Annotated in this window: 19 protein-coding genes; 3 read left to right on the forward strand and 16 right to left on the reverse strand. The window is 60.8% G+C overall.

Annotated features, from left to right (window positions below):
• Positions 1–88 precede the first annotated feature (88 nt).
• A complete protein-coding gene (locus tag I6J28_RS00475) occupies positions 89–1,231 on the forward strand; it encodes a sensor histidine kinase (RefSeq protein WP_204610177.1) in 1,143 nt (380 codons plus the stop codon).
• Entirely contained in the window at positions 1,228–1,863 is a 636-nt protein-coding gene (locus I6J28_RS00480) for a response regulator (RefSeq protein WP_204610178.1), read from the forward strand. The genes I6J28_RS00475 and I6J28_RS00480 overlap by 4 nt, the downstream gene beginning before the upstream one ends.
• 31 nt (positions 1,864–1,894) lie before the next feature.
• On the opposite strand, the gene I6J28_RS00485 is transcribed toward I6J28_RS00480, so the two are convergent.
• The 12 genes from I6J28_RS00485 to I6J28_RS00540 form a co-directional block, all read right to left on the reverse strand.
• Positions 1,895–3,358, reverse strand: a complete 1,464-nt coding sequence (locus tag I6J28_RS00485) for a purple acid phosphatase family protein (RefSeq protein ID WP_204610179.1) — start codon at positions 3,356–3,358, stop codon at positions 1,895–1,897.
• 120 nt (positions 3,359–3,478) lie between these two features.
• Positions 3,479–3,907, reverse strand: coding sequence for a hypothetical protein (locus I6J28_RS00490; protein WP_204610180.1), 429 nt, complete (start codon positions 3,905–3,907; stop codon positions 3,479–3,481).
• Positions 3,908–3,998: 91 nt separating this feature from the next.
• Entirely contained in the window at positions 3,999–5,042 is a 1,044-nt protein-coding gene (tsaD, locus tag I6J28_RS00495) for a tRNA (adenosine(37)-N6)-threonylcarbamoyltransferase complex transferase subunit TsaD (protein WP_204610182.1), read from the reverse strand.
• Positions 5,043–5,051: 9 nt separating this feature from the next.
• Positions 5,052–5,540 (reverse strand): ribosomal protein S18-alanine N-acetyltransferase, encoded by a 489-nt coding sequence (gene rimI / locus I6J28_RS00500; protein WP_204610183.1) that lies wholly within the window; start codon positions 5,538–5,540, stop codon positions 5,052–5,054.
• Positions 5,537–6,244, reverse strand: a complete 708-nt coding sequence (gene tsaB, locus I6J28_RS00505; protein WP_204610184.1) for a tRNA (adenosine(37)-N6)-threonylcarbamoyltransferase complex dimerization subunit type 1 TsaB — start codon at positions 6,242–6,244, stop codon at positions 5,537–5,539. Before tsaB ends, rimI begins: the two co-directional genes overlap by 4 nt.
• Positions 6,244–6,753: a hypothetical protein gene (locus I6J28_RS00510; protein WP_204610185.1), complete on the reverse strand. Its 510-nt coding sequence runs from the start codon at positions 6,751–6,753 to the stop codon at positions 6,244–6,246. The genes tsaB and I6J28_RS00510 overlap by 1 nt, the downstream gene beginning before the upstream one ends.
• 163 nt (positions 6,754–6,916) lie before the next feature.
• A complete protein-coding gene (locus tag I6J28_RS00515) occupies positions 6,917–8,506 on the reverse strand; it encodes an aspartate:alanine exchanger family transporter (protein WP_204610186.1) in 1,590 nt (529 codons plus the stop codon).
• Between the two features lie 89 nt (positions 8,507–8,595).
• A complete protein-coding gene (gene tsaE / locus I6J28_RS00520) occupies positions 8,596–9,096 on the reverse strand; it encodes a tRNA (adenosine(37)-N6)-threonylcarbamoyltransferase complex ATPase subunit type 1 TsaE (protein WP_204610187.1) in 501 nt (166 codons plus the stop codon).
• Positions 9,086–10,189, reverse strand: coding sequence for an alanine racemase (gene alr / locus I6J28_RS00525; protein WP_204611370.1), 1,104 nt, complete (start codon positions 10,187–10,189; stop codon positions 9,086–9,088). The genes tsaE and alr overlap by 11 nt, the downstream gene beginning before the upstream one ends.
• A gap of 82 nt (positions 10,190–10,271) precedes the next feature.
• Positions 10,272–11,795, reverse strand: a complete 1,524-nt coding sequence (locus I6J28_RS00530) for an ABC-F family ATP-binding cassette domain-containing protein (RefSeq protein ID WP_204610188.1) — start codon at positions 11,793–11,795, stop codon at positions 10,272–10,274.
• A gap of 193 nt (positions 11,796–11,988) precedes the next feature.
• Positions 11,989–13,860, reverse strand: a complete 1,872-nt coding sequence (gene glmS, locus I6J28_RS00535; protein WP_204610189.1) for a glutamine--fructose-6-phosphate transaminase (isomerizing) — start codon at positions 13,858–13,860, stop codon at positions 11,989–11,991.
• 95 nt (positions 13,861–13,955) lie between these two features.
• The gene (locus I6J28_RS00540) at positions 13,956–16,760 is read right to left on the reverse strand and encodes an FAD-binding and (Fe-S)-binding domain-containing protein (RefSeq protein WP_204610191.1); all 2,805 of its coding nucleotides are present in this window, start codon (positions 16,758–16,760) and stop codon (positions 13,956–13,958) included.
• 203 nt (positions 16,761–16,963) lie between these two features.
• Between I6J28_RS00540 and I6J28_RS00545 the strand changes: the two genes are divergently transcribed.
• Positions 16,964–17,797, forward strand: a complete 834-nt coding sequence (locus I6J28_RS00545; protein ID WP_204610193.1) for a dienelactone hydrolase family protein — start codon at positions 16,964–16,966, stop codon at positions 17,795–17,797.
• 4 nt (positions 17,798–17,801) lie between these two features.
• Here I6J28_RS00545 and I6J28_RS00550 read toward each other — a convergent pair whose 3' ends face one another.
• From I6J28_RS00550 to glmM, 4 genes are all read right to left on the reverse strand, one after another.
• Positions 17,802–18,062, reverse strand: a complete 261-nt coding sequence (locus I6J28_RS00550) for a hypothetical protein (RefSeq protein ID WP_204610194.1) — start codon at positions 18,060–18,062, stop codon at positions 17,802–17,804.
• Positions 18,062–19,849 (reverse strand): hypothetical protein, encoded by a 1,788-nt coding sequence (locus tag I6J28_RS00555; RefSeq protein WP_204610195.1) that lies wholly within the window; start codon positions 19,847–19,849, stop codon positions 18,062–18,064. The genes I6J28_RS00550 and I6J28_RS00555 overlap by 1 nt, the downstream gene beginning before the upstream one ends.
• Positions 19,846–20,127 (reverse strand): hypothetical protein, encoded by a 282-nt coding sequence (locus I6J28_RS00560; RefSeq protein ID WP_204610196.1) that lies wholly within the window; start codon positions 20,125–20,127, stop codon positions 19,846–19,848. The genes I6J28_RS00555 and I6J28_RS00560 overlap by 4 nt, the downstream gene beginning before the upstream one ends.
• 146 nt (positions 20,128–20,273) lie before the next feature.
• Positions 20,274–21,617, reverse strand: coding sequence for a phosphoglucosamine mutase (gene glmM / locus I6J28_RS00565; protein WP_204610197.1), 1,344 nt, complete (start codon positions 21,615–21,617; stop codon positions 20,274–20,276).
• Between the last annotated feature and the right edge of the window lie 12 nt (positions 21,618–21,629).

A 21,629-nucleotide genomic window follows, 5' to 3' on the forward strand; every position in this document is an offset into this window, starting at 1 on the left:
AGAAGAAAGACATGGAGTGGGCCGCCCAGAAAATGGTAGAGCTAGCTCTACTGCCCCTCACTGGGTAAGGCGGCTAGGCTCATGGGTTATGCGAACCCTCAAAGCCTGCGCGTGGAGCCTCGTCCTTGGCGCGCTATTTATCCCGGCGTTGGTGGTTTCGGTGCTGATGCTGCCGTGGATTCCGTTGGTGGGACGCGCCGCGGAATTTGTCGGCCGGTTGGGTGCGCAGTGGATGGGCGTGGAGATCCCACCCCGGCGTGCGGGCCGCTGGTTTGATTGGCAGCAATTTTATCACCTTATTGTGCAGCTATTGCTTTCGGCTGCCTGCTTTGCCGCGTGGACAGCCTTGGGCTTTACAGCGGGTGTGCTGGTCATTGCGCCATTCGTGCCAAAGACCGAATTCTCCTTTGGCGAGTGGTCTACCTCCAACCGGCCGCTGATTTTCTTTACCTGCTGGCTCACCGCGGCGTTGCTGGTGGCTTTATTGGTGGGGCTCAACCGCTTGTTGGTCTTGGCCTCTACCTCGCTAACCCGGCTGGCGTTGAGCCCTTCGGCCGAGGAGTTGGCGGCCTCGCGTTCCACGCTTATCGATGCCTTCTCCGGCGAGCGCCGCCGCATCGAGCGCGAACTGCACGATGGTCCACAGCAGTACCTCACCGCGCTCAAGCTCAACTTGGCCGCGGCGAAATTGCAGGCCCCTCCCGAGGCACAACCGGCCCTGGCCGATGCGGAACATAATGCCTCATTGGCCTTGGCCTCCCTGCGGGCGACGGTGCGCGGCATTGCCCCGCAGGTGCTTTTCGACGCCGGATTAATCCCCGCCCTCGACGAACTCCTCGCCCACTCCGGGCTGGAGACCGAACTACACGTCGAAGGCGCCGAACGCTCAGTGGATGAAACCACTGCCCTGCTGGCTTACCACGCGGTGGCCGAGGCGCTTACTAATGCTTCCAAGCACGGCGCGGCTACCCAGGCGATAGTAACGGTTGCTTTCGGGCAGACGTTGCGCCTAGGCATCGTTGATAATGGCACGGGTCCCTGCCCCGGCCCCGGAGCTGACCTCGACCCCACGGACAAGGAGCTAGCTGGGACGGGCACCGGTCTCGCCGGGCTGCGCGAACGCGCCGCCGCACTGGGCGGCACGGTGAGCTTTGCCGCAGCTCATGACGCGGCTGCGGGTGAACTCGGTGGCCGGCTGCAGGTCGAATTACCGCTAAAGGAGGCGGAATGAAACTACTACTGGCGGAAGATTCCGCGCTGCTGCGCGCGGGGCTCGAGCAGCTACTTAGCGCCTTGGGGCATAGCGTTACGGCGGCCGCGGATGCCGAAGAACTGCGCGCTATTGCCCGGCAGGAAGATTTTGACCTGATTATCAGCGATGTGCGCATGCCACCGTCCATGACCGACGATGGCCTGCGCGCCGTGCACGACCTGCGAGCGGCCAATCCCACCCAACCGGTGGTGGTGTTGAGCCAATACGTAGCGGCAAGCTACCTCGACCGTCTCTTGGAACACGGCGGATTCGGGTATCTGCTTAAGGAACGCGTTTCTGACGTGGAAGAATTCGTGCGCACGCTAGACGAGGTCGCCCGCGGCGGCACCGTGGTGGACCCCGAGGTGGTCACAGCGTTACTGTCGGCGCGGCGTACTGGTTTAGCCCAGCTCACCACCCGCGAGCGGGAGGTGCTGGGGCTGATGGCTCAAGGATTGAGCAATAAAGAAATTGAAGACACGCTCGTTCTTACCGCCGGAGCGGTAAGCAAGCATGTCTCCAATGTGTTTATGAAGCTCGGGTTTCGGCCCGAGGATTCCAACCGGCGGGTCAAGGCCGTATTGGCGTGGCTGCGCCATACGGAGCGCTAGCCACACCCGCCACACCCAGGCGCGATGCTAGTTACTTCTTCGAGCTGAGCCCGCCGAAAATATCGCTGGAACTCAGGGAGCTGCCGCCCTCCGGATCCTTAGGCGCCTCTGGGGTGTCTGGGTCGGTGGACTCGGTGGAGTCGGCGGGGTTGGTGGCGTCGTCGGCAGGCGCAGCCCCGCGGTCCTTCTTCTTGAGGGAAACCTTGTCCACCAGCGTGTTATCGCCTTCGTTGAAGGTGGTAAAGGTGAGCTTGTTATCGGAGACGTCCACGCGCATGTAGTCCTCGGTGTAGTCCTGGCGCCACATGGCGGTGGATTCGTGGGCAAGCTTTGGATCGATGGTCTCCATGCGCGCGCCCTTGTGCTTTTTGTTATTCACGTCGGTGAAGTCGTAGTACTTGCCGCCGCCCGCGGTGGTGGTGGTCAGGTACAGCGCCTCGCCATCCTTGGGCTCGAGAACGTCGCCGCGCTGCGGTTTTTCTTCCGGCAGGACCGGCTTATTGTTCTTCATCAAGTGGCTGCGGGTGTAGATGTGGTCGTGGCCGGAGAGCACGGCATCGACATTGAGTTCAGACAGCACCGGGGTGAGCTTCTCGCGCAGGTTGGTGACGTCCTTATCAAAGTGATGCGAGCCCTGGGAGTACGGGCCGTGGTGCATACCAACGACGATCCAGTCATTATCCGCGCCGCGGGATTCGATGGCCTCGCGCAGGAACTGCTCGTGGCGGGCGATATCGGCGTCGGAAGAAGCATTGGAGTCTAGGCCGATGAAGAGCACGTTATTGCGTTCGAAGTAGTGGTCGCGGATATCGTCCGCCTGGTGCGGGTTGGAGAAATGCTCATCATGATGCTTCATGGTGAGGTTATAAGTCTCGTGATTGCCCGGGACCGTGTTGGTGGGGATGTGACGAATCTCCGGGGCGGAGAAGTATGCATCGTACTGCGGTACCTGCGCACCCCAACCCTCCACCTGGTCACCCAGCGACCAGATCATGCTGGCATTCGGCACGTGGGAGGCCGCGTGGCCGATGGTCTTGCGCCACTGTTCAGCCTGGTCATCCACCTTGAGGTCCACGCCGATCTGCGGGTCAGCGACGGTAAGGAAGGACCAGTCATCGCCATTGGAGCCAGTGTTGAAGGTCTCTGGCTCGGACCAGCCGCCTTCTTCGGAGCCGACGCGGTAGGAGTACTCGGTATCCGGCTGCAGGTTGGTAGCGGTGGCGAACTGGGACTTGTACAGCAATGCGCCATAATCGCGCTCGTCGGCCTGGAAGGTGGTGGTGCCTTCTGGGCCGGTGATCTCGAGGACCTCGTCTGCCTTGGACTTCGTGCGCCAGGTGACCATGACCTGGGATTCATCCTCGCCCGGCTGCAGGATGGTGCGGTAGATGGGCGAGTCAGCGGCCAGCGCCGGGGTGGCGGGCACGACGGCGGCAGCGCCACCCACGGCGAGGGCGGTGGCGAAGGAGGCGACGAAACGCGACGAACGGAGCATACAGTTTTCACCTTTGGAGTCTTAGAAGAAGCGGTACGGCTCCCTAGAACACCATAAGAATGTGAACACCGTATTACGGGCGCGCGAAAAGCGCTTGAACCCTACCTGTGAGGGCTTGGCTTAAAGGCTCTTATCGGAGTTGATAACGGCCGCGCGCCAGAGGGTGTACTCGTCCGGATTGTCTTCGCGGTAGTTCTTCACTGCGCGAATGCCCTGTTCCACGGATTCGATGACGGCATCGATAGTGGTGTCTTCGCCCTCGGCGTCAACGAAAATGACCGGGCCGCAGATGGAGCGGATGGGGTCCTGCAGGAAGGCGGCATTGCCGGTGGCAGCCGCGTTGCGCGCCAGGGAGGCTACCGGGTTCGGCTCGGCGCCTTCGGCCTTGGCTTCGGGATTGTAGAGCGCGGCGTAGGTGGTGCCGTCTTCCTGGAAAACAACGGAGACGCGGTCCTCGGTGGTGCCGCCCAGGAACTGGTTGGCGTGCTCCAGCTCGAACTCGAGCTTGCGGCGGGTGAGATCAGGGTTGACAAGGAAACCGACGGTCATGAGAGAAAGCTCCTTCAGAAAGCCAAGAGGGCATGAACGCTCTTTAGAGTACCGGCCCCCTGCCCCGCCTGCAGCGCGAGCGAGAAGAACTTTAGGTTAACTGCGGCTCTTCTACATCCAGCTGGGTATCGGTGCCTACGCCGAGGCCAGAGGGCTGGGCGCCTTCGTGGATGAGTTGCGCGCCGATGGCCGCGATCATCACGCCGTTATCGGTGCACAGGGAAAAGCGCGGAACGCGCAGCTCTACTCCAGCGGCGGCGCAGCGCTCGGCGGCCAGCTCGCGCAGGCGGGAATTAGCGGCCACGCCGCCTCCCAATAGCAGCACCCGGGCGCCGGTGTCCTCGCAGGCACGCACGGCCTTGGCTGTCAGGACATCGGCCACGGCTTCTTGGAAGCTGGCGCAGACATCTTCCACGCTGATGATCTCCCCTGCCTTTTCGGCGCGCTCCACGTAGCGGGCTACGGAAGTCTTGAGCCCGGAGAAGGAGAAGTCGTGGCGGTGCGGGCCGCGCAGATCCTCGGCGCGAGACATGCCGCGCGGGAAATCGATGGTGGCTTCGCCGCGGGCAGCGAGCTTATCGATCACCGGGCCGCCCGGGTAGCCCAAACCGAGGAGGCGGGAGACTTTGTCGTAGGCTTCACCGGCGGCGTCGTCAAGCGTAGAGCCAAGCTCGCGCATGGGCTTGCCGACGGCCTCTACTTCCAACAGCTGCGTATGCCCGCCCGAGACCAAGAGGGCCACCGAGTGCGGCAGCTCTTCGCCTTCCAGGTTGGCCACAGCAACGTGGCCACCTAGGTGATTGACGCCGTAGAAAGGCACACCCCAAGCCGCGGCATAGGCCTTGGCGGCCGAGGCTCCCACCAGCAAAGCACCGGCTAGACCCGGCCCCACGGTGGCGGCGATGGCATCCGGCTTTTCGATGCCCGCCTCATTCAGCGCCGACTGCATCACCTGCGGCATGGCCTCAAGGTGGGCACGGGAGGCGATTTCCGGGACGACGCCACCGAAACGCGCGTGCTGCTCCATGGAGGAAGCAACGGCGTTAGCGATGATGTCCATGTGACCGTCCTCGCGCAGATCGACGATGCCCACGCCGGTTTCATCGCAGGAGGACTCGATGCCCATGATCTTCATGACTGCTCCTTAATCTTCTGGGCGCTCGGACTGGCGCGGGCGCACCATCACGTGCGCATCCGCCCCGGAAGGTTGGTAATAGTTCTTGCGGATCCCCTGCTTGGCAAAGCCGTAGCGCTCATACAGGCCAATAGCGGGATCATTGCCCACGCGAACCTCGAGGAAGACCGGGGCATCCTTGAGATCCGCGATATGGCAGATATTGTCCATCATCATCCGCGCGATGCCGCGGCGCTGTGCGGCGGGGTCGACGCCGATGGTGTGGATTTCAAACTCCGGGTCCGCGGCTGGGCCCATCATGCCGATGCCCGCATAGCCCAAAAGCTTTACGGGCTCCGGTTCCTCGATCGCGCCTTCCACCCCGAAATAGAAGTTGAAGGGCTGGGCCATTTCTTCCCGGAAGATCCGGCTGGACCACGGAGTTTCGCCTGGGAAAAGGACCTCTTCCAGCTCGGCGCACCGAGGTGCATCGGCCGGGGTTAGCTCGCGTAGCTTCACAGCTCGACCTTCGGGATGGCGGCAGAAAGCTGTTGCTGCTTCGGCGGGACCGCATCCGGGCGGCGTAGGTACAGCGGCACGACGGGAGCCGGTTCTGCCTCGAGGTCGGCCGCGGCAACGAGGGCCGTCGCACTCGGATGGGCCGCGCGGTGCGGCAGGGCGGCGAGCTTCTCGGGGAGTTGCTCAGCAAGGCGGTCCGGGATGATGACCTCGGCGGTGGACGCAAGTTCCACCTCGAGTTCGGCCGGTTTCGTCACCGCGGGGCCAGAAATGCGCTGCACACCGGAGTCGGTAGCGCGGTAAGTGGCCCAGTAGATCTCTTTGCGGCGGGCGTCAGTAGCTACCAAGGCGGTCGCTTCCTCGGCCGCGGCGACAGGATCTACGTCGAGCTCGGCTGCGGCCGCGATGGCATCGTGGGTGCAGATGCCGTGGAGGGGGATAGAAAGGGCGTCGGCAAGCGCGGAGGCCGTCGCCATACCCACGCGCAACCCGGTAAATGGACCCGGGCCCACGCCGGTGACCACCGCATCGAGGTCGGAATACTCCATGCCCGCCTCTGCGAGGACCTCGGTGATGGTAGGAATGAGCAGCTCATTATGCGCGCGGGTATCCTCCAACACGCGCTCGGTGGTCTGCCCGGTGACGGTATCCACTACCCCGGTAATCAGGGCGGTGGTGGCCGTGTCGATCGCGAGGACGCGCATTAGGCAACCATCTTCCAGGTGCCATCCTCGCGCTGGAAGCCCAGCGGCTGGGTGCCCTGGATCATGGGCACGCCGCCATCAAGGCTCTGGCCCTGCTGCTCCATGGCCTTGATCTGCATGTCAATCATCTCGCACACCTCGACCTTTTCCGGATCCAGCTCTTCGATGAAGGGCTTAGCGCTCTGGGAAATGGCTACCGCGTAGCTCTTGCCTTCCGGCACCGCACCACCTTCAAAGGTGATGTTCTCGGTATCGATCTGTGCCTCTTTAACCTTATCTTCGCGCATGCCCGGGCAGATGAAACCAATGGCGGGGTACTCCTCGCCATAGACATCGGTGGGCATGACGGTCATGACCTCCAAGTTATTTGGCGCCTTGGACAGCGTGGAGGTGAGGTTTCCCTCCAAGTGGTTTTCCTCGCGCAGCGTGGAGGAGGCAAGAAGAACCATCATGACAACGATAAAGATGGCGATGATGGCGGCGGTGAGGTTGCGAGCGAATTTAGTCATGGGGTGAGTATGGCTCCTTGAAAAATGTTTAAGTTTCAGGCGGGCGGCGGTAGTTCTGGCAACCGATGCTACCTGGTTCACCGCAACACAAAACCCACAGGGTAGTGCCTGCCAGTGTAGGCGGGCGACCCTGTGGGTGAGTAATTAACGCGCGATATTGCCGCTATAGCAACAGCAAGAGCAACACCTGCGAGGCAATAATCTTGCCGATAATTGTGGTGGGATAGACCGTGGCCCATCCGCGGCCGGCTAGCTCGGTGCCGGTTTGGTCACGAATATAGGCAAAGACTGCCGGGTTGGTGGTCATGCCGGCCGCACAGCCCATAGCCTCGTCCCACTTCAGCTTGAGCACCAGCATGCCGATGACGCCGATCAAGATGGCGGAGACCAAGGTGATGATAAGGCCCACGCCCATGATGGTCAGGGAGGACGGATCCGTCAGGGCATCGCGGAAGGAGGCGCCGGCCGAGGTGCCCACGCCGGCCAGGAACAAGGTAAGGCCCATATTGGACAAGGTCTCACGGGTGTGGAATGGCATCTGCCAGTTCAACGGGCCGGTACGGTTAAGGTAGCCCAAGAGCAGGCCGACGACCACGGGCCCGCCACCGAAGCCCAGCTGCAGGGTGGAACCGCCCGGCATCGGAATCGGAATGAGGCCGAGCAGCATACCCAAGGACAGGCCGATGGCCATGGACAGCAGGTCCGCATTACCCAACGCGGCCTCAGAGTCACCGAGGTACTTGCGCACGTATGGCAAGCGGCTCGGGCTAGTCACCACGCGAACGCGGTCGGAGTAGTTGAGCACAGTGTCCGGGTGCGGCACGAGGTCCTTATCGCCCTTACGGATACGAGCGATGATAAAGCCGTGGTCGAGGGCCTTGATCTCGCGGACGGATTTACCGGCAATCTCCGGGTTGGACACGGTAACGCGGGTGTATTTAAGCCCAGCGTCCTCGGTCAGCTCCACTGGGTGTTCTTCACCCAAGACCTCAATGGCCTTATCGACGGCCTCTTCGGAGCCGTTGAGCAGATATGCTTCACCCTCGCACAGTGGCATTTCTGGGACGGCGAGGCGGTGGCGCTCCTCGTCAGAGATGATACGAGTAGCCACAACGGTCTGGCCAGTAACGCGGTAGATATGACCAGCGGTGTCATTGAAGTTCTTGGTCAGGCGCACGCCTTTGGCTACGAGCTCGGCGGGAATCATGCCCTCTGCGCGGGCATCTTCCTCATGGTTGGCTTTGACAACCTTGGCGCCAATGGCGGCGACGAGAATCGCGCCAATAACCGCGCCTGGGTAGGCCAAGGAGTAACCGACGACCGGGGTGGAATCGCCCACCATTTCCACCACGGCAGCCATACCCGGCGTGGAGGAGAGCGAACCGGCGAACATGCCGACGGCTTCTGGCACGCTCAGGCCAAAGCCACGGATGAGGCCATAGCCAACGGCGACCAAAACAACCAACATGCCCAGCATGAAGACGGTGAGCTTCCAGCCGCGGGTTTTAAACTCGCGGACGAAGGAAGGCCCGAAGCTAAGGCCAATGGCATAAACGAAGATCGCCAGGCCAAATTGATAGACCAGCGGCGGAATTTGGATATCCGGATTAGCAGTAGATAGACCCAGTGCCACAAACATCGCAGCCGCGGCACCGAGAGAGATGCCGAAGATCTTGATCTTGCCAATCGCTAGACCCACCGCCATGATGACGAAGAGAGATAGCAAAGGACTTGAGGCGAGAAAATTCAACACCTTAATAGAATTACGTAGTGGTTATACCCGGATCAAGTTTGCTTTCTGGGATATTCATCACTTAACCCCCTATAAGGCGGAACGATGTACTATGCACCACTTTTCCAAGACCATGTGAAGCGGCGAACATCCTCTTCTGCGCCGGCATAGTCCACCGGCTCACGGTCGATGCTGATAAATAGGTAGCGCTCCGCAATCTGTTCCACGAGTCCCCCGCCCCATTCGGCAATAACCACGGCGTCCTCTAGCTCCGTGTCCAGATCCAGCGCGTCGAGCTCCCCTAGCGGGTCCCCGGAATTAGCACCGCCTTCATCGAGCAGGCGGTAGGCATCCACGTGCACAAGGTCTGGCCCACCCACAGTAGAGCGGTGCACGCGGGCGATAACGAAGGTTGGCGAGGTAACGCGGCCTTTAACCTGCATGCCCTTGGCGACGCCCTGCGTCAGCGTCGTCTTTCCAGCCCCCAACGGCCCATCCAGGATCACTACATCGCCGGCTTCAAGCGCCGCACCTAGCTCTTCACCAAAGGCATAGGTGTCTTCCACCGTGGATAGGTCGCGGCTGCCGGATTCGGGAAAGCTATTGCGCATTTTCTTCTCCTATATATTCGCGTTCGGTGCGGCCATCGGGCAGGCACACCACCTCATAGTTAATGGTGCCTGCTGCCGCGGCGAGATCCGTGGCCGATACTCCCCCGTTGCCAAAGATCACGGCGTCTTGCCCCGTGTCCACGCCATGCGGGTTCTCACCTAAGTCCACCACAATCTGATCCATGCAGATTCTTCCTACCTGCGGGTAGAGGTGCCCACCAATGCCCACGTGCAGGTCGCCCTGATAGCCACGCGGCAGGCCATCGGCATAACCACAGTCCACTGTGGCCAAAAATCCCGACTTATCCGCCTTCCAGGTCAATCCGTAGCACGTGCCCTCCCCCGGTTTAATGGGCTTGACGTTAAAAATCTGCCCGGACCAGGTCATGGCCGGGCGCAAGCCGTGTTCGCGTCCTTCAATGGGCTCCAAGCCATAGCAAGCGGCGCCTACGCGCACCTGCTCGAAATAGGAGGAAGGACGCGTCAGCACTGCGGGCGAATTGGCCAGGTGATTGATTGGGCATTCCAAACCAATCTCACGCGCGAGTTGCAGGGCCGTGCGGAACGCCTCCTCTTGCGCGTCATTGTGCGGATTATCCGGCTCATCGGCGCACGCAAAGTGGGACATGAGCCCGAGCACCTTGATGTGTGGGGCATCGCGCAACACCTTAAAGGTCTCTGCCCAATCCCCTTCGTCCACACCGGAGCGGTGCATGCCGGTTTCCACCTTGACGTATACCTCGGCAGGAAAATCGGCCTTGACCAGCTTATGCGCCTGCTCAAGGGAGTTGACCGCTACCTCGATTCCATTGGCCAAGGCTTCTTCGAGGATTTCATCTGTTTGCCAAATCCACGCCACGATGGGCGCATCCACGCCCGCGCGGCGCAGGTCCACCGCCTCCCGCAAGGTGGCCACGCCAAAGCAATCCGCGCCGGCGCGCGTCATCACCGGCACAACCTTGGCCGCGCCGTGCCCGTAGGCATCGGCCTTGACCACGCACATCAGCTTGACCTCCGGACCCACCTTTTCCTTGATGAGGCGGACGTTGTGCGCAATGGCGGAGAGATCAATCGTGGTTTTCAGCATGCCCACCATTGTGCCACTGCTCACCGATGTGCAGAATTCGGGCGGGGTGTGGCGCACTGACTCGCGATACCTCCACCTTGGAGTCGGCTCATCCAATGTCCTCTATAGAAACTTGCCTCGTAAGTTTGATCCGCGAGCAGAAATCTTCATCATGGCTCACCACTAGCAATGCGCCCCGATAGTTTTCCAAGACTGAGACCAACCAATCAACAGTTGAAATATCGATGTTGTTAGTCGGCTCATCGAGCATTAGCAATTGCGGCGCCGGATCCGCTAAGAGCACTCTGGCGAATTCCGCCCTAAATCTTTCGCCTCCCGAGAGGGTCCCTGTCAACGCATGAACCGAGTCAGATTGAAACAACAACTGAGCTAGCTGATCACGGATGAACTGCGGATCCTCTCGTGGATTCGCGTTGGTAACCACGTCCCATACGCTTAGAGAAGGATCTAAACCAATTCGTTGACGCAAATACCCCGAGCTGCCGATCACGTAGCCCGCCTCACCGGAGTTAATTCGGTTTAAGAGCGTGGTCTTGCCACTTCCATTTGGTCCTGACAAGCGCACCCGTTCTGGGCCGACAATCGTCAGCCCAGGAATCGAAATAACCCGCTTTCCTTCCGGCAGCTCAGTTTGTGGCAGCTCGATATAGACCGAATCATCATCTCGTATGTTTCGCTCAGCTCGAGCTAAAGAGCGTTGGGCCGCTTCAACTGCGCCTGAATGGATTTGCGCTCTGCGTGATGCCGTCTTTTCGGATCGCTGCTTATCAAGCTTCATCGTCATGCCTGGTTTGCGCTTCGACTCCGCGAACTTCTTTCCACGGCGCGCATCACGCGCAATTCGTGTTTGCATTGCTTGTTGTTCGCGGAGTTGCTGCTTATAAGTCGCCTTGGCGGTAGATACTGCTTTTTGAGCTACTTCCTGTTCTGCATTAATCGTGGCTAGGTAGTCGGAATAGTTGCCTTGGAAGAAGCGTAGGTTCCCATCCCTTAATTCCGCTACCTCGGAAACTACATCCAACAGGTCTTTGTCATGGCTTACCACTAGCACCGGCGCCGCGGCATTTACCAACATATCTTTCAGATGCTTCTTAGCAGTTCCGTCGAGGTTATTGGTCGGTTCATCGAGGATAATGAAATCCGGCTCGGACAAGAACACCGCTACCAAAGCGACGCGGACCGCTTCACCTCCAGAGAGGCTTTTGATAGGGTGGTCCAACGGGATATCCAATCCGGCGGCGGAAAGGGCAGCGGCAATGCGCTCACCGACGTCCCATTGCTCCCCAATTAACTCATAGAGTTCTGGTTCATACTCACCGGCTTCGACTGCGGAAATCGCCGTGAGCACTTGGGTGACACCGAAGATGTCTGCTACTACATCATTTTCATTCCAAGCAAGGTCTTGTGGCAGGTACGCTATCGATTCCGGCTTTTCCACCGTTCCAGCAGTAGGCAAGATTTTGCCAAGGATGACGTTTAACAGAGTTGTCTTTCCTGCACCATTATCCCCAATCAGCGCAGTTAAAGGGCCAGAAAAGGCACCGTTTAGGCCACTGAAGCAGGTTGTGCCATCGGGCCATACTAGGGAAAGGTCGTTCAATAAAATAGGCATGCTTAAATCCGTTCTTCCTTTAGTGTTTTACGCAAAAACACGACGGATGAGCACTGCCTACTCCTTTCACCGACAACAATTGCTCCCAATAGCATAACAGATTCAAGCTTCAATGAAATGCCAAAACCCCCTTACCTCCCACGCAAGAAACGCGGCAAGTAAGGGGGGCTTAACTAGTACCGTTCGGCGTGGATTACTCCACGGTCACGGACTTGGCCAGGTTACGCGGCTGGTCCACGTCGAAACCCTTGGACTTTGCTACATGGGCGGCAAAGATCTGCAGCGGCACGGTGGCCAGCAGCGGCTGCATCAGGGTCGGCGCCTTCGGGATGCGGATGACGTGGTTAGCGTAATCCTCGACGGCGGTATCGCCCTCTTCCGCAATCACGATGGTGATGGCACCGCGGGCGCGGATCTCCTGGATATTGGAGACAACCTTGGAGTGCAGGGAGTCGCGGCCGCGCGGGGACGGCACGATGACGAAGACCGGCTGGCCTTCCTCAATCAGTGCAATCGGGCCGTGCTTGAGCTCGCCGGCGGCAAAGCCCTCGGCGTGCAGGTAGGCGATCTCCTTGAGCTTGAGCGCACCTTCAAGAGCTACAGGGAAGCCAACGTGGCGGCCCAAGAAGAGCACGGATTCCGCATCCTTCATGGAGTTGGCCAGGTTGGCCACCTGGTCCTCTTCGTCGATGACGTTTTGGACCTTGTCCGGCATGTGGCGCAGCTCAGCCAGAACGCTCTGGATTTCATCGGCGAACATGTTGCCGCGCAGCTGGGCCAGGTAGAGGCCAAGCAGGTAGGTGGCGGTGATCTGTGCCAGGAAGGCCTTGGTGGAGGCCACAGCGATTTCCGGACCGGCGTGGGTGTAGAGCGCGGCATCGGATTCGCGCGGGATGGACGAGCCCTGGGTATTGCAGATGGCAATAACCTTGGCGCCCTGCTGGCGGGCGTGGCGCACGGCCATCAGAGTATCCATGGTCTCGCCGGACTGGGACAGTGCGACGACCAAGGTCTTTTCGTTCACGATCGGATCGCGGTAACGGAACTCGTGGGCGAGCTCGACCTCGGTAGGAATGCGGCACCAGTGCTCGATGGCATAGCGTGCCACGTGGCCGGCGTAGGCGGCGGTACCGCAAGCGATGACGATGATCTTGTCGATGGACTTCAAAACGGTCTCATCGATGCGCAGATCATCGAGGGTCAGCTGGCCCTGTTCATCGAAGCGGCCGAGCAGGGTATCGCGCACAGCGGCGGGCTGGTCGTGGATTTCCTTTTCCATGAAGGAATCGAAGCCACCCTTTTCGGCAGCGGCGGCATCCCACTTGATTTCAAAAGGCTTGCCCTGTGCAGGGTTGCCCGCATAATCGGTGATTTCTACCTCGTCGGCGGTGATGGTCACGACCTGGTCGTTGTCCATCTCCACGGCGGACTTGGTGTAATCGATGAAGCCGGATACGTCGGAGCCGAGGAAGTTCTCGCCCTCGCCCAGGCCGATAACCAGCGGCGAGTCACGGCGCGCGGCAACAATGCGATCGGCCTGCTCGGCGTGGATGGCCAGCAGGGTGAATGCGCCCTCCAGGCGGGAGCAGGTCAGCTGCATCGCCTTGGTGAGGTCACCAGCGGCCTCGTTGTGGAAGACATCGCCCAGCAACGTAGCGGCAACCTCAGTGTCGGTCTCGGAAACGAAGTTGTAGCCCTTGTTCAAAAGCTCGGACTTGAGCTCGGCGAAGTTCTCAATGATGCCGTTGTGCACCACGGCCAGCTTGCCGCCATCGACCACGTGCGGGTGCGCATTCAGGTCGGTAGGGCCACCATGGGTAGCCCAGCGGGTATGGCCAATGCCCAGCACAGAGTCTGGCAACGGGCGGGCCTCAATCTCAGCATCCAGCGCAGCGACCTTACCGGCCTTCTTGCGCCAGCTGATGTCCCCATCGGCGTACATTGCTACGCCAGCGGAGTCATAGCCGCGGTATTCCAAACGGCGCAGCCCTTCCAAGACTACGTCGAGGGCGAAGTAATCACGGTCACCACCAGCGTGACCAATATATCCAACAATTCCACACATGGTTGCTGATTTTACAGCACGGGGAAGAAACCTCTAGGCGGGCGGGGCGTCGGCAAGCGGGGCATAGTGCCCCACCCGCTAGTGCGCTGGGAAAACTAGCGCGTCGCCTGCTCCAAAAGTTCCAGAATGTGGTGATAATCCTCGCCGGTAGCACGGGTCAGGCCGAGCTCGCAGGTGCGGTTGGTCGAGGCGTGATACTGCGCCCCGATTTCCTTGACTTGCGCGGCTTCGGCGCGCGTTGCGGCGTCGGTTAGCTCCGGATGCAGCATGCCGCGATCGCCGGCATAGCCGCAGCAATTCCAGTCAGTGGGAATGTGTACCTCGGCCGCGGCGGCGCGGGCTACCTTCTCCACGTCTTCCATCATGCCCAGCTGGAAGGCAGAGCAGGTGGGGTGCACGGTCACGGAAGCCGCGGGGTTCTTGACCGCAAGCTGCGGCAGGAGGGTATCGGCCGTAAAGCTAATGGCATCAAGAACGGTAATGCCCACGGACTCCAGCATGTCCTTAAACCCGGCGGTGCAGCTGCTGGCGTCCACGATGACCGGCAGGCGCGCACCATCGGTGGCCTCCATGACGATATCGCGCACGCGCTGCTCCATCGCATCGTGGCCGGCCTGCATGCCCTTAGACGCCCATGGGGTGCCACAGCAGAGCTTGTCGATGCCCTCCGGAACCTCCAGCGCTACCCCGGCGCGCTCCAAGAGAGCCACGAAGGAATCGGTAGTGCCCTTGCCACCACCCTGCGGGCCAAACATGGTGTTCACGCAGGCAGGCAGGTAAATTCCGGTGGTCTGCGCGTAGCGGTCACCCACGCGCCCGGCCAAGCGGCCACGGGACTTGCCGCCCTTGCCCAGCTCCGGCTGGTACTGCGGCAAGTTATCGGTGCCGATGAGGCTGCGGCCCACGTCGGTGACCTTCTTGACCAGCTCAGTGGGCAGTAGGTGCGCGCCGGTCAGCGCCAGCCCGGCTCCTTGGCTAACGACCTGCCAATTCTTGGCGGCAGCGCCCCACAGCTTCTGCTGCGCTGGTTGGGCCTCCTCGCGGCGCAGGCGCTTGATGAACTTGCCGGTATCGATACCTACCGGGCAGGCGGTGCGGCACATGGAATCCACCGCGCAGGTCTCGATGCCCATGTATTCATAGGCCTCATCCAGCTCGGCTACTAGCTGGCTATCGCCGGCTTCTTCCGCGCGCTTGCGGGCGCGGCGCACGACGATGCGTTGGCGTGGGGTAAGGGTGAGATCGCGCGATGGGCAGACCGGCTCGCAGTAGCCGCACTCCACGCAGCGGTCCACTTCCTCTTCCACGGTGGGGTTGAGCTTGATGTTTTTGATGTGCGCATCGGGGTCATCGTCCAAGATGACGCCCGGGTTCATCGTATTGGTGGGATCGCAGGCCCGCTTGAGTTCTTGCATGACCGCGTAGAGTTCGTCGCCATACTGGCGGCGTACATATGGCGCCATGGCGCGGCCGGTGCCGTGCTCGGCCTTGAGGTTGCCCTCGGCCGAGATAACCACGTCCACCATGCCCTCGTTGAAGTCGTTATACCGGCCGATGGCGTCATCGCCTTCAAAGCGGTCCGTGAGCAGGAAGTGGATATTGCCGTCCTTGGCGTGGCCGAAGATTACGGCGTCGTCATAGCCATAGCGGGCAAAGAGTTCCTGCAGGGAAGAGCAGGTATCAGCCAAATCCCCCACGGGCACGACGATGTCTTCCAAAAGCGCGGTTGTACCGGACGGGCGCGCCTCAGCTACCTGGGCATACAGGCCCTTGCGGAAGCTCCATGCGGTATTGCGCGAAGCGGTATCGGCCGAGAAGGCGGCTGGCGATTGCAGCGGCAGCTCGCGCAGAAGCTGCGAGCCCTTGCCCTCCTTCTCCCGCAGTTCTTCTTCCGCGTCGGCGTGGTACTCAATGAGCAGCGCGGCCTGCTTATCCACATCGAAACCGGTGATGGCCTGCGGGATCTTGTCAAAGCCTTGGCCTACGCGGATCGAGGCAGAGTCCATCAGCTCCAGGGTGGCCGCCCCGGTATCTAGCAGGGCCGGCAGGGACTTGGTGGCAGCGGTGAGGTCATCAAATACAGCCACCGTGGTGGTGGTCAGCTTGGAAATGGGCACGGTGCGGAATACCGCCTCAGCGATGAAGGCCAGGGTTCCCTCCGAGCCGATGAGCAGGTGCTCAAAGAGCTTGACCGGGCTATCAAAATCTAGGAAGGAATTGAGTCCATAGCCCATCGTGTTTTTCAGCTGGAAGTGGCGGCGGATAATATCCACGGACTCCTGGTTATCGCGCACGCGGCGCTGCAGGCGGGTGAGTGTTTCCACCAGCTCCGGTTCCTGCTCTTGGAACTGCCGGTCCGCATCCGGATCGGCGGTATTGATCACGGTGCCGGTAGGCAGCACAAACGTTAGCGATTCCAGAGTGTTATACGTATTGAGCTCGGTACCGCAGGCCATACCGGAGGAGTTATTGGCCACCACGCCACCGATGGTGCAGGCAGATTCACTGGCCGGATCCGGGCCAAGCTTGCGATTGCGCAGGCCCAGGCGGGCGTTGACCTGGCGCACCGTCGCGCCGGGCTGGACGCGCACGCGCTTGCCCTCATCCAGCACCTCGATGCCGCGGAAGTGCTTGCGCACATCCACTAGGTAGCCATCGCCAGAAGCCTGGCCGGCAAGGGAGGTACCGCCGGAGCGCAGGGTGACCGGAACATTCTGCTGCCGGCCCGCGCGGAAGATGGCGGCCACGTGCTCAGCCGAGCGGGCCTCGATGACTGCCTTGGGGGTGTACAGGTAATGCGAGGCATCGGAGGCATGTGCCACGCGGTCAATGACCTCGGTCTTTACCTCCATCCCATAACGAGTAGAAAGTTCTTCCACATCAACGACGCCGGTAGTCATGTACCGCAGCCCGCCTTCCCAGAAAATAGAGTATGTAGTTGCCCACACATTGCACTCCCCTGCGCACAGGCGCGCAAGTTAGGAGGGGCTTAGGAAAGCCTTTCCACCACACCCGTGGCTCGGCTGCATACTGCGCAGACATTTCTCAGATAAACCCGCACCCTTTCCCGCCTGACAGGTGATCTTCATCTATCCTGGAATGCGTGTCTGCGAATTTGAATAAACATCTAGCAACGTTGTCGAAGCGCGGTCGCAACCGAGTTTTGGTTGGCGACCTTGACTATGCCGGAATCACCGGCAAGGTTTATACCCCCGCGGAGGGCCAAAGCCTGCCCGCCGTGGCCTTTGGCCATGACTGGATGCACAAGATTAAGGATTACCACGCCACCCTGCGCCACCTGGCCAGCTGGGGCATCGTCGTGGTAGCCCCCGATTCCGAAACCGGCCCCTTCCCCAACCACCGCAACTTGGCCGCGGATATGGAATCCGCGCTGCAGATTGCCGCTGGGGTAAAGCTTGGCGCTGGCAATATTACGGTCTCCCCGGGCAAGCTCGGCATGATTGGCCACGGCATGGGCGGTGGCACAGCCGTGCTCGGCGCCTTAGATAACCAGAAGGTCGCCGCCGTCGCCGCCATTTACCCTTCCGTCACCGCGCCATCTGCGGTGCAGGCAGCCCGCCGCATTACTACCCCGGGCTTGGTCATTGGCGCCGGCCAGGAAGACATTTTCAATGCCGGCAACCCCGCCAAGCTGGCCCATAACTGGAATGGCCCGGTCTGCTTCCGCGCCATCGATAAGGGCAGCCACGCCGGCTTTACCGAAGATCGCCTGCGCAAGCTGGCCATCGGCACCGCCGCCTTCCAATCCGGCCCCACCGAAATCGCCCGCGGCTTGGTCACCGGCTTCCTGCTGGCCACCCTCAATGGCGATTCCACCTATGACGCCTTTGCGGATCCAAAGGCGAGCGCCAAGAAGGTCCAAAGCCTCGTAGGCGAGGACTTGGCCGAGCGCGCCGGCGTCACCCGCGACGCCTAAGGTATTAACCCCGCCGCAGCACAGATTGCACCTGCCCCGACGCGTTCCGTGAGCGCGCCGGGGCAGCTCCATATCGTGGCCTTGGCATCGCCGCCGCTTGCCGACGCCCCACCTGCCCCTTCTCCCTTCGCGCCTCCTGCATGGCTTTATCCGCGGACTTTTCTAGCTCGTCTTGCGCTTTCGCCAGCGTTTTTTCAAATTCCAGCAGGCGTTTAGCCGTCCTTTCCCGAAAGCCCTGCGCAAATTCTGCGAAGTCGTTATTCATTACCACTGACCTGCCTTTCGTGCCTTAATGGTTGGTTCTTCTGGCGCGGGTGCCGCCTCCTGCTGCGGCGCTGGGTCCGGTGCCGGTGCTTCTTCTGGAGCCGGCTGCGGTGCCGGGGCCGGTTCCGGTGCCGGTGCTGGTTCAGGAGCCGGGGCTGGTGACGGTGCCTCTGCTGGACCGGCCGCCTGGAGGTGTGCCACCTTCTCTGGTGGCGGCGTTGGCTCCTCTACCTGAGACAGCTCAGGAGGTGGCACCATAACGCCATCATCACCAGCTGGCTCGGGTTCGGGGCATGGCTCGGGTTCGGGTTCGGGCTCAGGTTCCGGGCAGGGATCAGGTTCTGGTTCTGGCTCGGGTTCGGGGCATGGCTCGGGTTCGGGCTCTTGCACTGGGCAATCCGCCTCGGACATGTGCTCCAGGCACTGCGCGGCGCCTTCCACAATGAGGCCCACGCCTACCAAAGCAATTCCGGCCCCTACCAGGCCGAGACTGCCACTGCAGGAGGATTCAATTTCACAGCCATCCGTGCTGGTCTGGGGCGTTTCCACACATTCTTCGGTACTTTCCGCGGTATTTTCAGGGCAGAGCGTTTCCTCGCTTGCGCCCGATTCAGAAGCGGGTTCTGTATCCATGTCTGGCTTAGGTTTCGGCTCTGGCTGAGGTTCAGGTTCCGGGCACGGCTCTTCTTCTTGCTGTGGCTGTTCTGGCGGCTCCTGCGGCGGAATGATCTCCGCCTGTGCCGGCCTGGTGATCTCTACTTCGCGCTGGGACTGCGATGGACGCTCGGTAAATGATTGCTCGGTGCATTCATTGCAGTGGCAGCCCGCGCCGTGTTCTGCGGTGGTCTCCGTGTGCACTTCCGTCTTGGATGATTGCTCCGGCTCGGGCTCGGGGCATTCCCTTGGCGGAACTGGTGGTGGCGAAGGAGGCGTCGGCTGTGGCGGCGTGGAAGTGGTCTGGCTGGATTCTTGCTTTGAGTCGGGCTCCGGCATAGGCGTTGGCTCTGGCGGACACTCCACCTGGGCCGGCTCGGCTGGCTGCGACGGCGGAGGTGGGCATTCTTCTTTCGGCATCGGCTTAGTGGGAGTAGGAGTCTCCGGGCATTGTTCTACCGGTTCGGGACAGGCATTATCTGTAGGTTTAGCCGGCGTCGGGCATTCTTCCGGCATTGGGCGCTCACAGACGCATTCGCAGCGCGATTCAAATTCGTTATAGCAGGACTCAATCGCATCATCGCGGTCGCGGCAGGTGCTAGCGATATTGTGATTCGTCTCTTCGATAACGCGCCCGCCGATGGTGGAAAGAATCGGGATGATAAACCTGGCCAGCGGGTGCTTGGTGGCCACCATGGACAAGATATTCAGCAGTGGGATGACCGCAGAGATGAGCTCAGTAAGGGCGGTGTCGGAGACATCGACGACGTCGGCAATAGCTCCCGAGCACTGCTCCGCCGAACTGGTGAGATGGGCAGCATCCTGGCGGTCAATGTCGAAATCTTCCTGCACGCCGCACAGGTGCTCGCGCATAGCGCCTTGAGCAACCTCGGAATCATCTTGCTGCAAATAGCCCGCTAATCCAGCACCGCCTCCCTTCGGGCGGTTACCGCCTACGGCCGCAACGGTGTTTTTCACCAGGTTTTCGGGTGCGATGCCGTCCACCGCACCGACTAGCTCCCCCAGTAGGTTCATCGGCATGCTGGGGCCCGAGTAGCTTCCCAAGCATGCGAACTGGAATTGGGAAATCGCGTTGGAATAGTCCCCCAGCAGGGATTTTGTCAGCGTACTCACTTGCTGTCCGCCTCCCCGCCGCGCGCAAAGGAGCTGCCGAAGGACTCATCAAAATCAGCAAAGGCGCGCACCTGTTCATGAGCGGCATGGGCGGTGGCGGATAGATTATCCAACCTCCGACCGCCGCGCTCATGGATGCGCGCCAAGACATCACGAATGCGCTCACCGTGGCCGCCAAAGTTGCGTCCAGCCGCGGCCACCGGAAAATCCGGCACCTCGGCCTGGTGGGCATCGCGTTGTTCGTCGTTATCGGCTACGACCTGCCGTAGTGCGGACATCGCCTCCGAGGGGCGAAGAAAAACCTCAGACACTGGTGTATTCCCCCAAATCCATATGCGGTAAAAGTTCTCACCTTCATTGGACTGAGGATTGCACCAAATGGTTCCCTAGGATGCCAAAAATTCTTCCGCACCCGGCGGTTGCGCTAGACAGAGGAAACGATGGCGGAAAGCCTCCCGGCAACCTTGCGTGCCTGCTCCTTATCGGCGGACTCCACCATGACGCGGAAAACCTCCTCAGTGCCGGAGGGGCGCAACAGAACACGGCCGGTTTCGCCGAGTTCTTCCTCGGCCTGAGCAATGGCTTCTTGTACCTCGGGGGCGTCCATGATGACGCCCTTATCAGAAACCGGCACGTTAATGAGCACCTGTGGCAGCACGGTCATTACCGATGCCAATTCCTTTAGGGACTTTCCGGACTTGGCCATGCGCGCCATGATGGACAGGCCAGTAAGCGTGCCGTCGCCAGTCGTACAATCATCTGGCAGCACGACGTGACCAGACTGCTCGCCACCCAAGGAGAAATCGCCGCGGTTAAGCTCTTCCAGTACGTAGCGGTCGCCTACTGCGGTGTGGCGCACCTCGATGCCTTGTTCCTGCATGGCTAGCTTCAGGCCCAGGTTAGACATGACGGTTGCTACCAGAGTGTTGTAGCGCAGGTCATTATCTTCCTTCATGCCTACGGCCAGCAGTGCCATAATCTGGTCACCGTCCACAACATTGCCCTCGGCATCCACAGCCAGGCAACGGTCTGCGTCGCCATCGTGGGCCAGGCCCAGATCGGCGCCATGCTCGACGACGGCTGCCTGTGCCTTTTCAATGTGTGTCGAACCGCAGTCCTCATTGATATTGAAGGCATTCGGCTTGTTGTGGATAGCAATAACCTCTGCACCAGCCGCCTCGTAGGCGATCGGAGCAACCTTGGAGGCCGCACCATTGGCGGTGTCTACGACCACCTTGATGCCGCTGAGGTCGGTGGAGACCACTTCCTTCAAGTGGTTGAGGTAGCGCTCACGTCCGTCTGGGGCCTCCGAGATGATGCGGCCCAGCTTGGTGCCAGTCGGGCCATCCTCGGTGAGGTTTTCCATGGTGGCCTGAATCTGATCTTCTACCTCGTCCGGCAGCTTCTTACCGCCTGCGGAGAAGAACTTGATGCCGTTGTCTGGCATCGGGTTGTGGGAAGCGGAAATCATCACGCCGAGATCCGCGCCATAATCATCCGTCAAGTAGGCAATCGCCGGCGTCGGCAGCACGCCCACGCGCACCACGTCCACGCCGCGGGAAGCCAGCCCGGACGCAATCGCTGCATCCAGCATCTCGCCAGAAACACGCGGGTCGCGGCCAATAATGGCCAGCGGCTGGCGCTCATAGGATTCGCGCTTGGCGGTAAATACCTCTGCAGCGGCCTGGCCTAGTTGCAAGGCCAGAATTGGGGTCAGCTTCTTGTTCGCGAGGCCGCGAACGCCATCGGTTCCAAAAAGTCGAGTCATGCAATCAATTAT

This window comes from Corynebacterium tuberculostearicum, assembly GCF_016894265.1.
Taxonomy (GTDB): domain Bacteria; phylum Actinomycetota; class Actinomycetes; order Mycobacteriales; family Mycobacteriaceae; genus Corynebacterium; species Corynebacterium tuberculostearicum_D.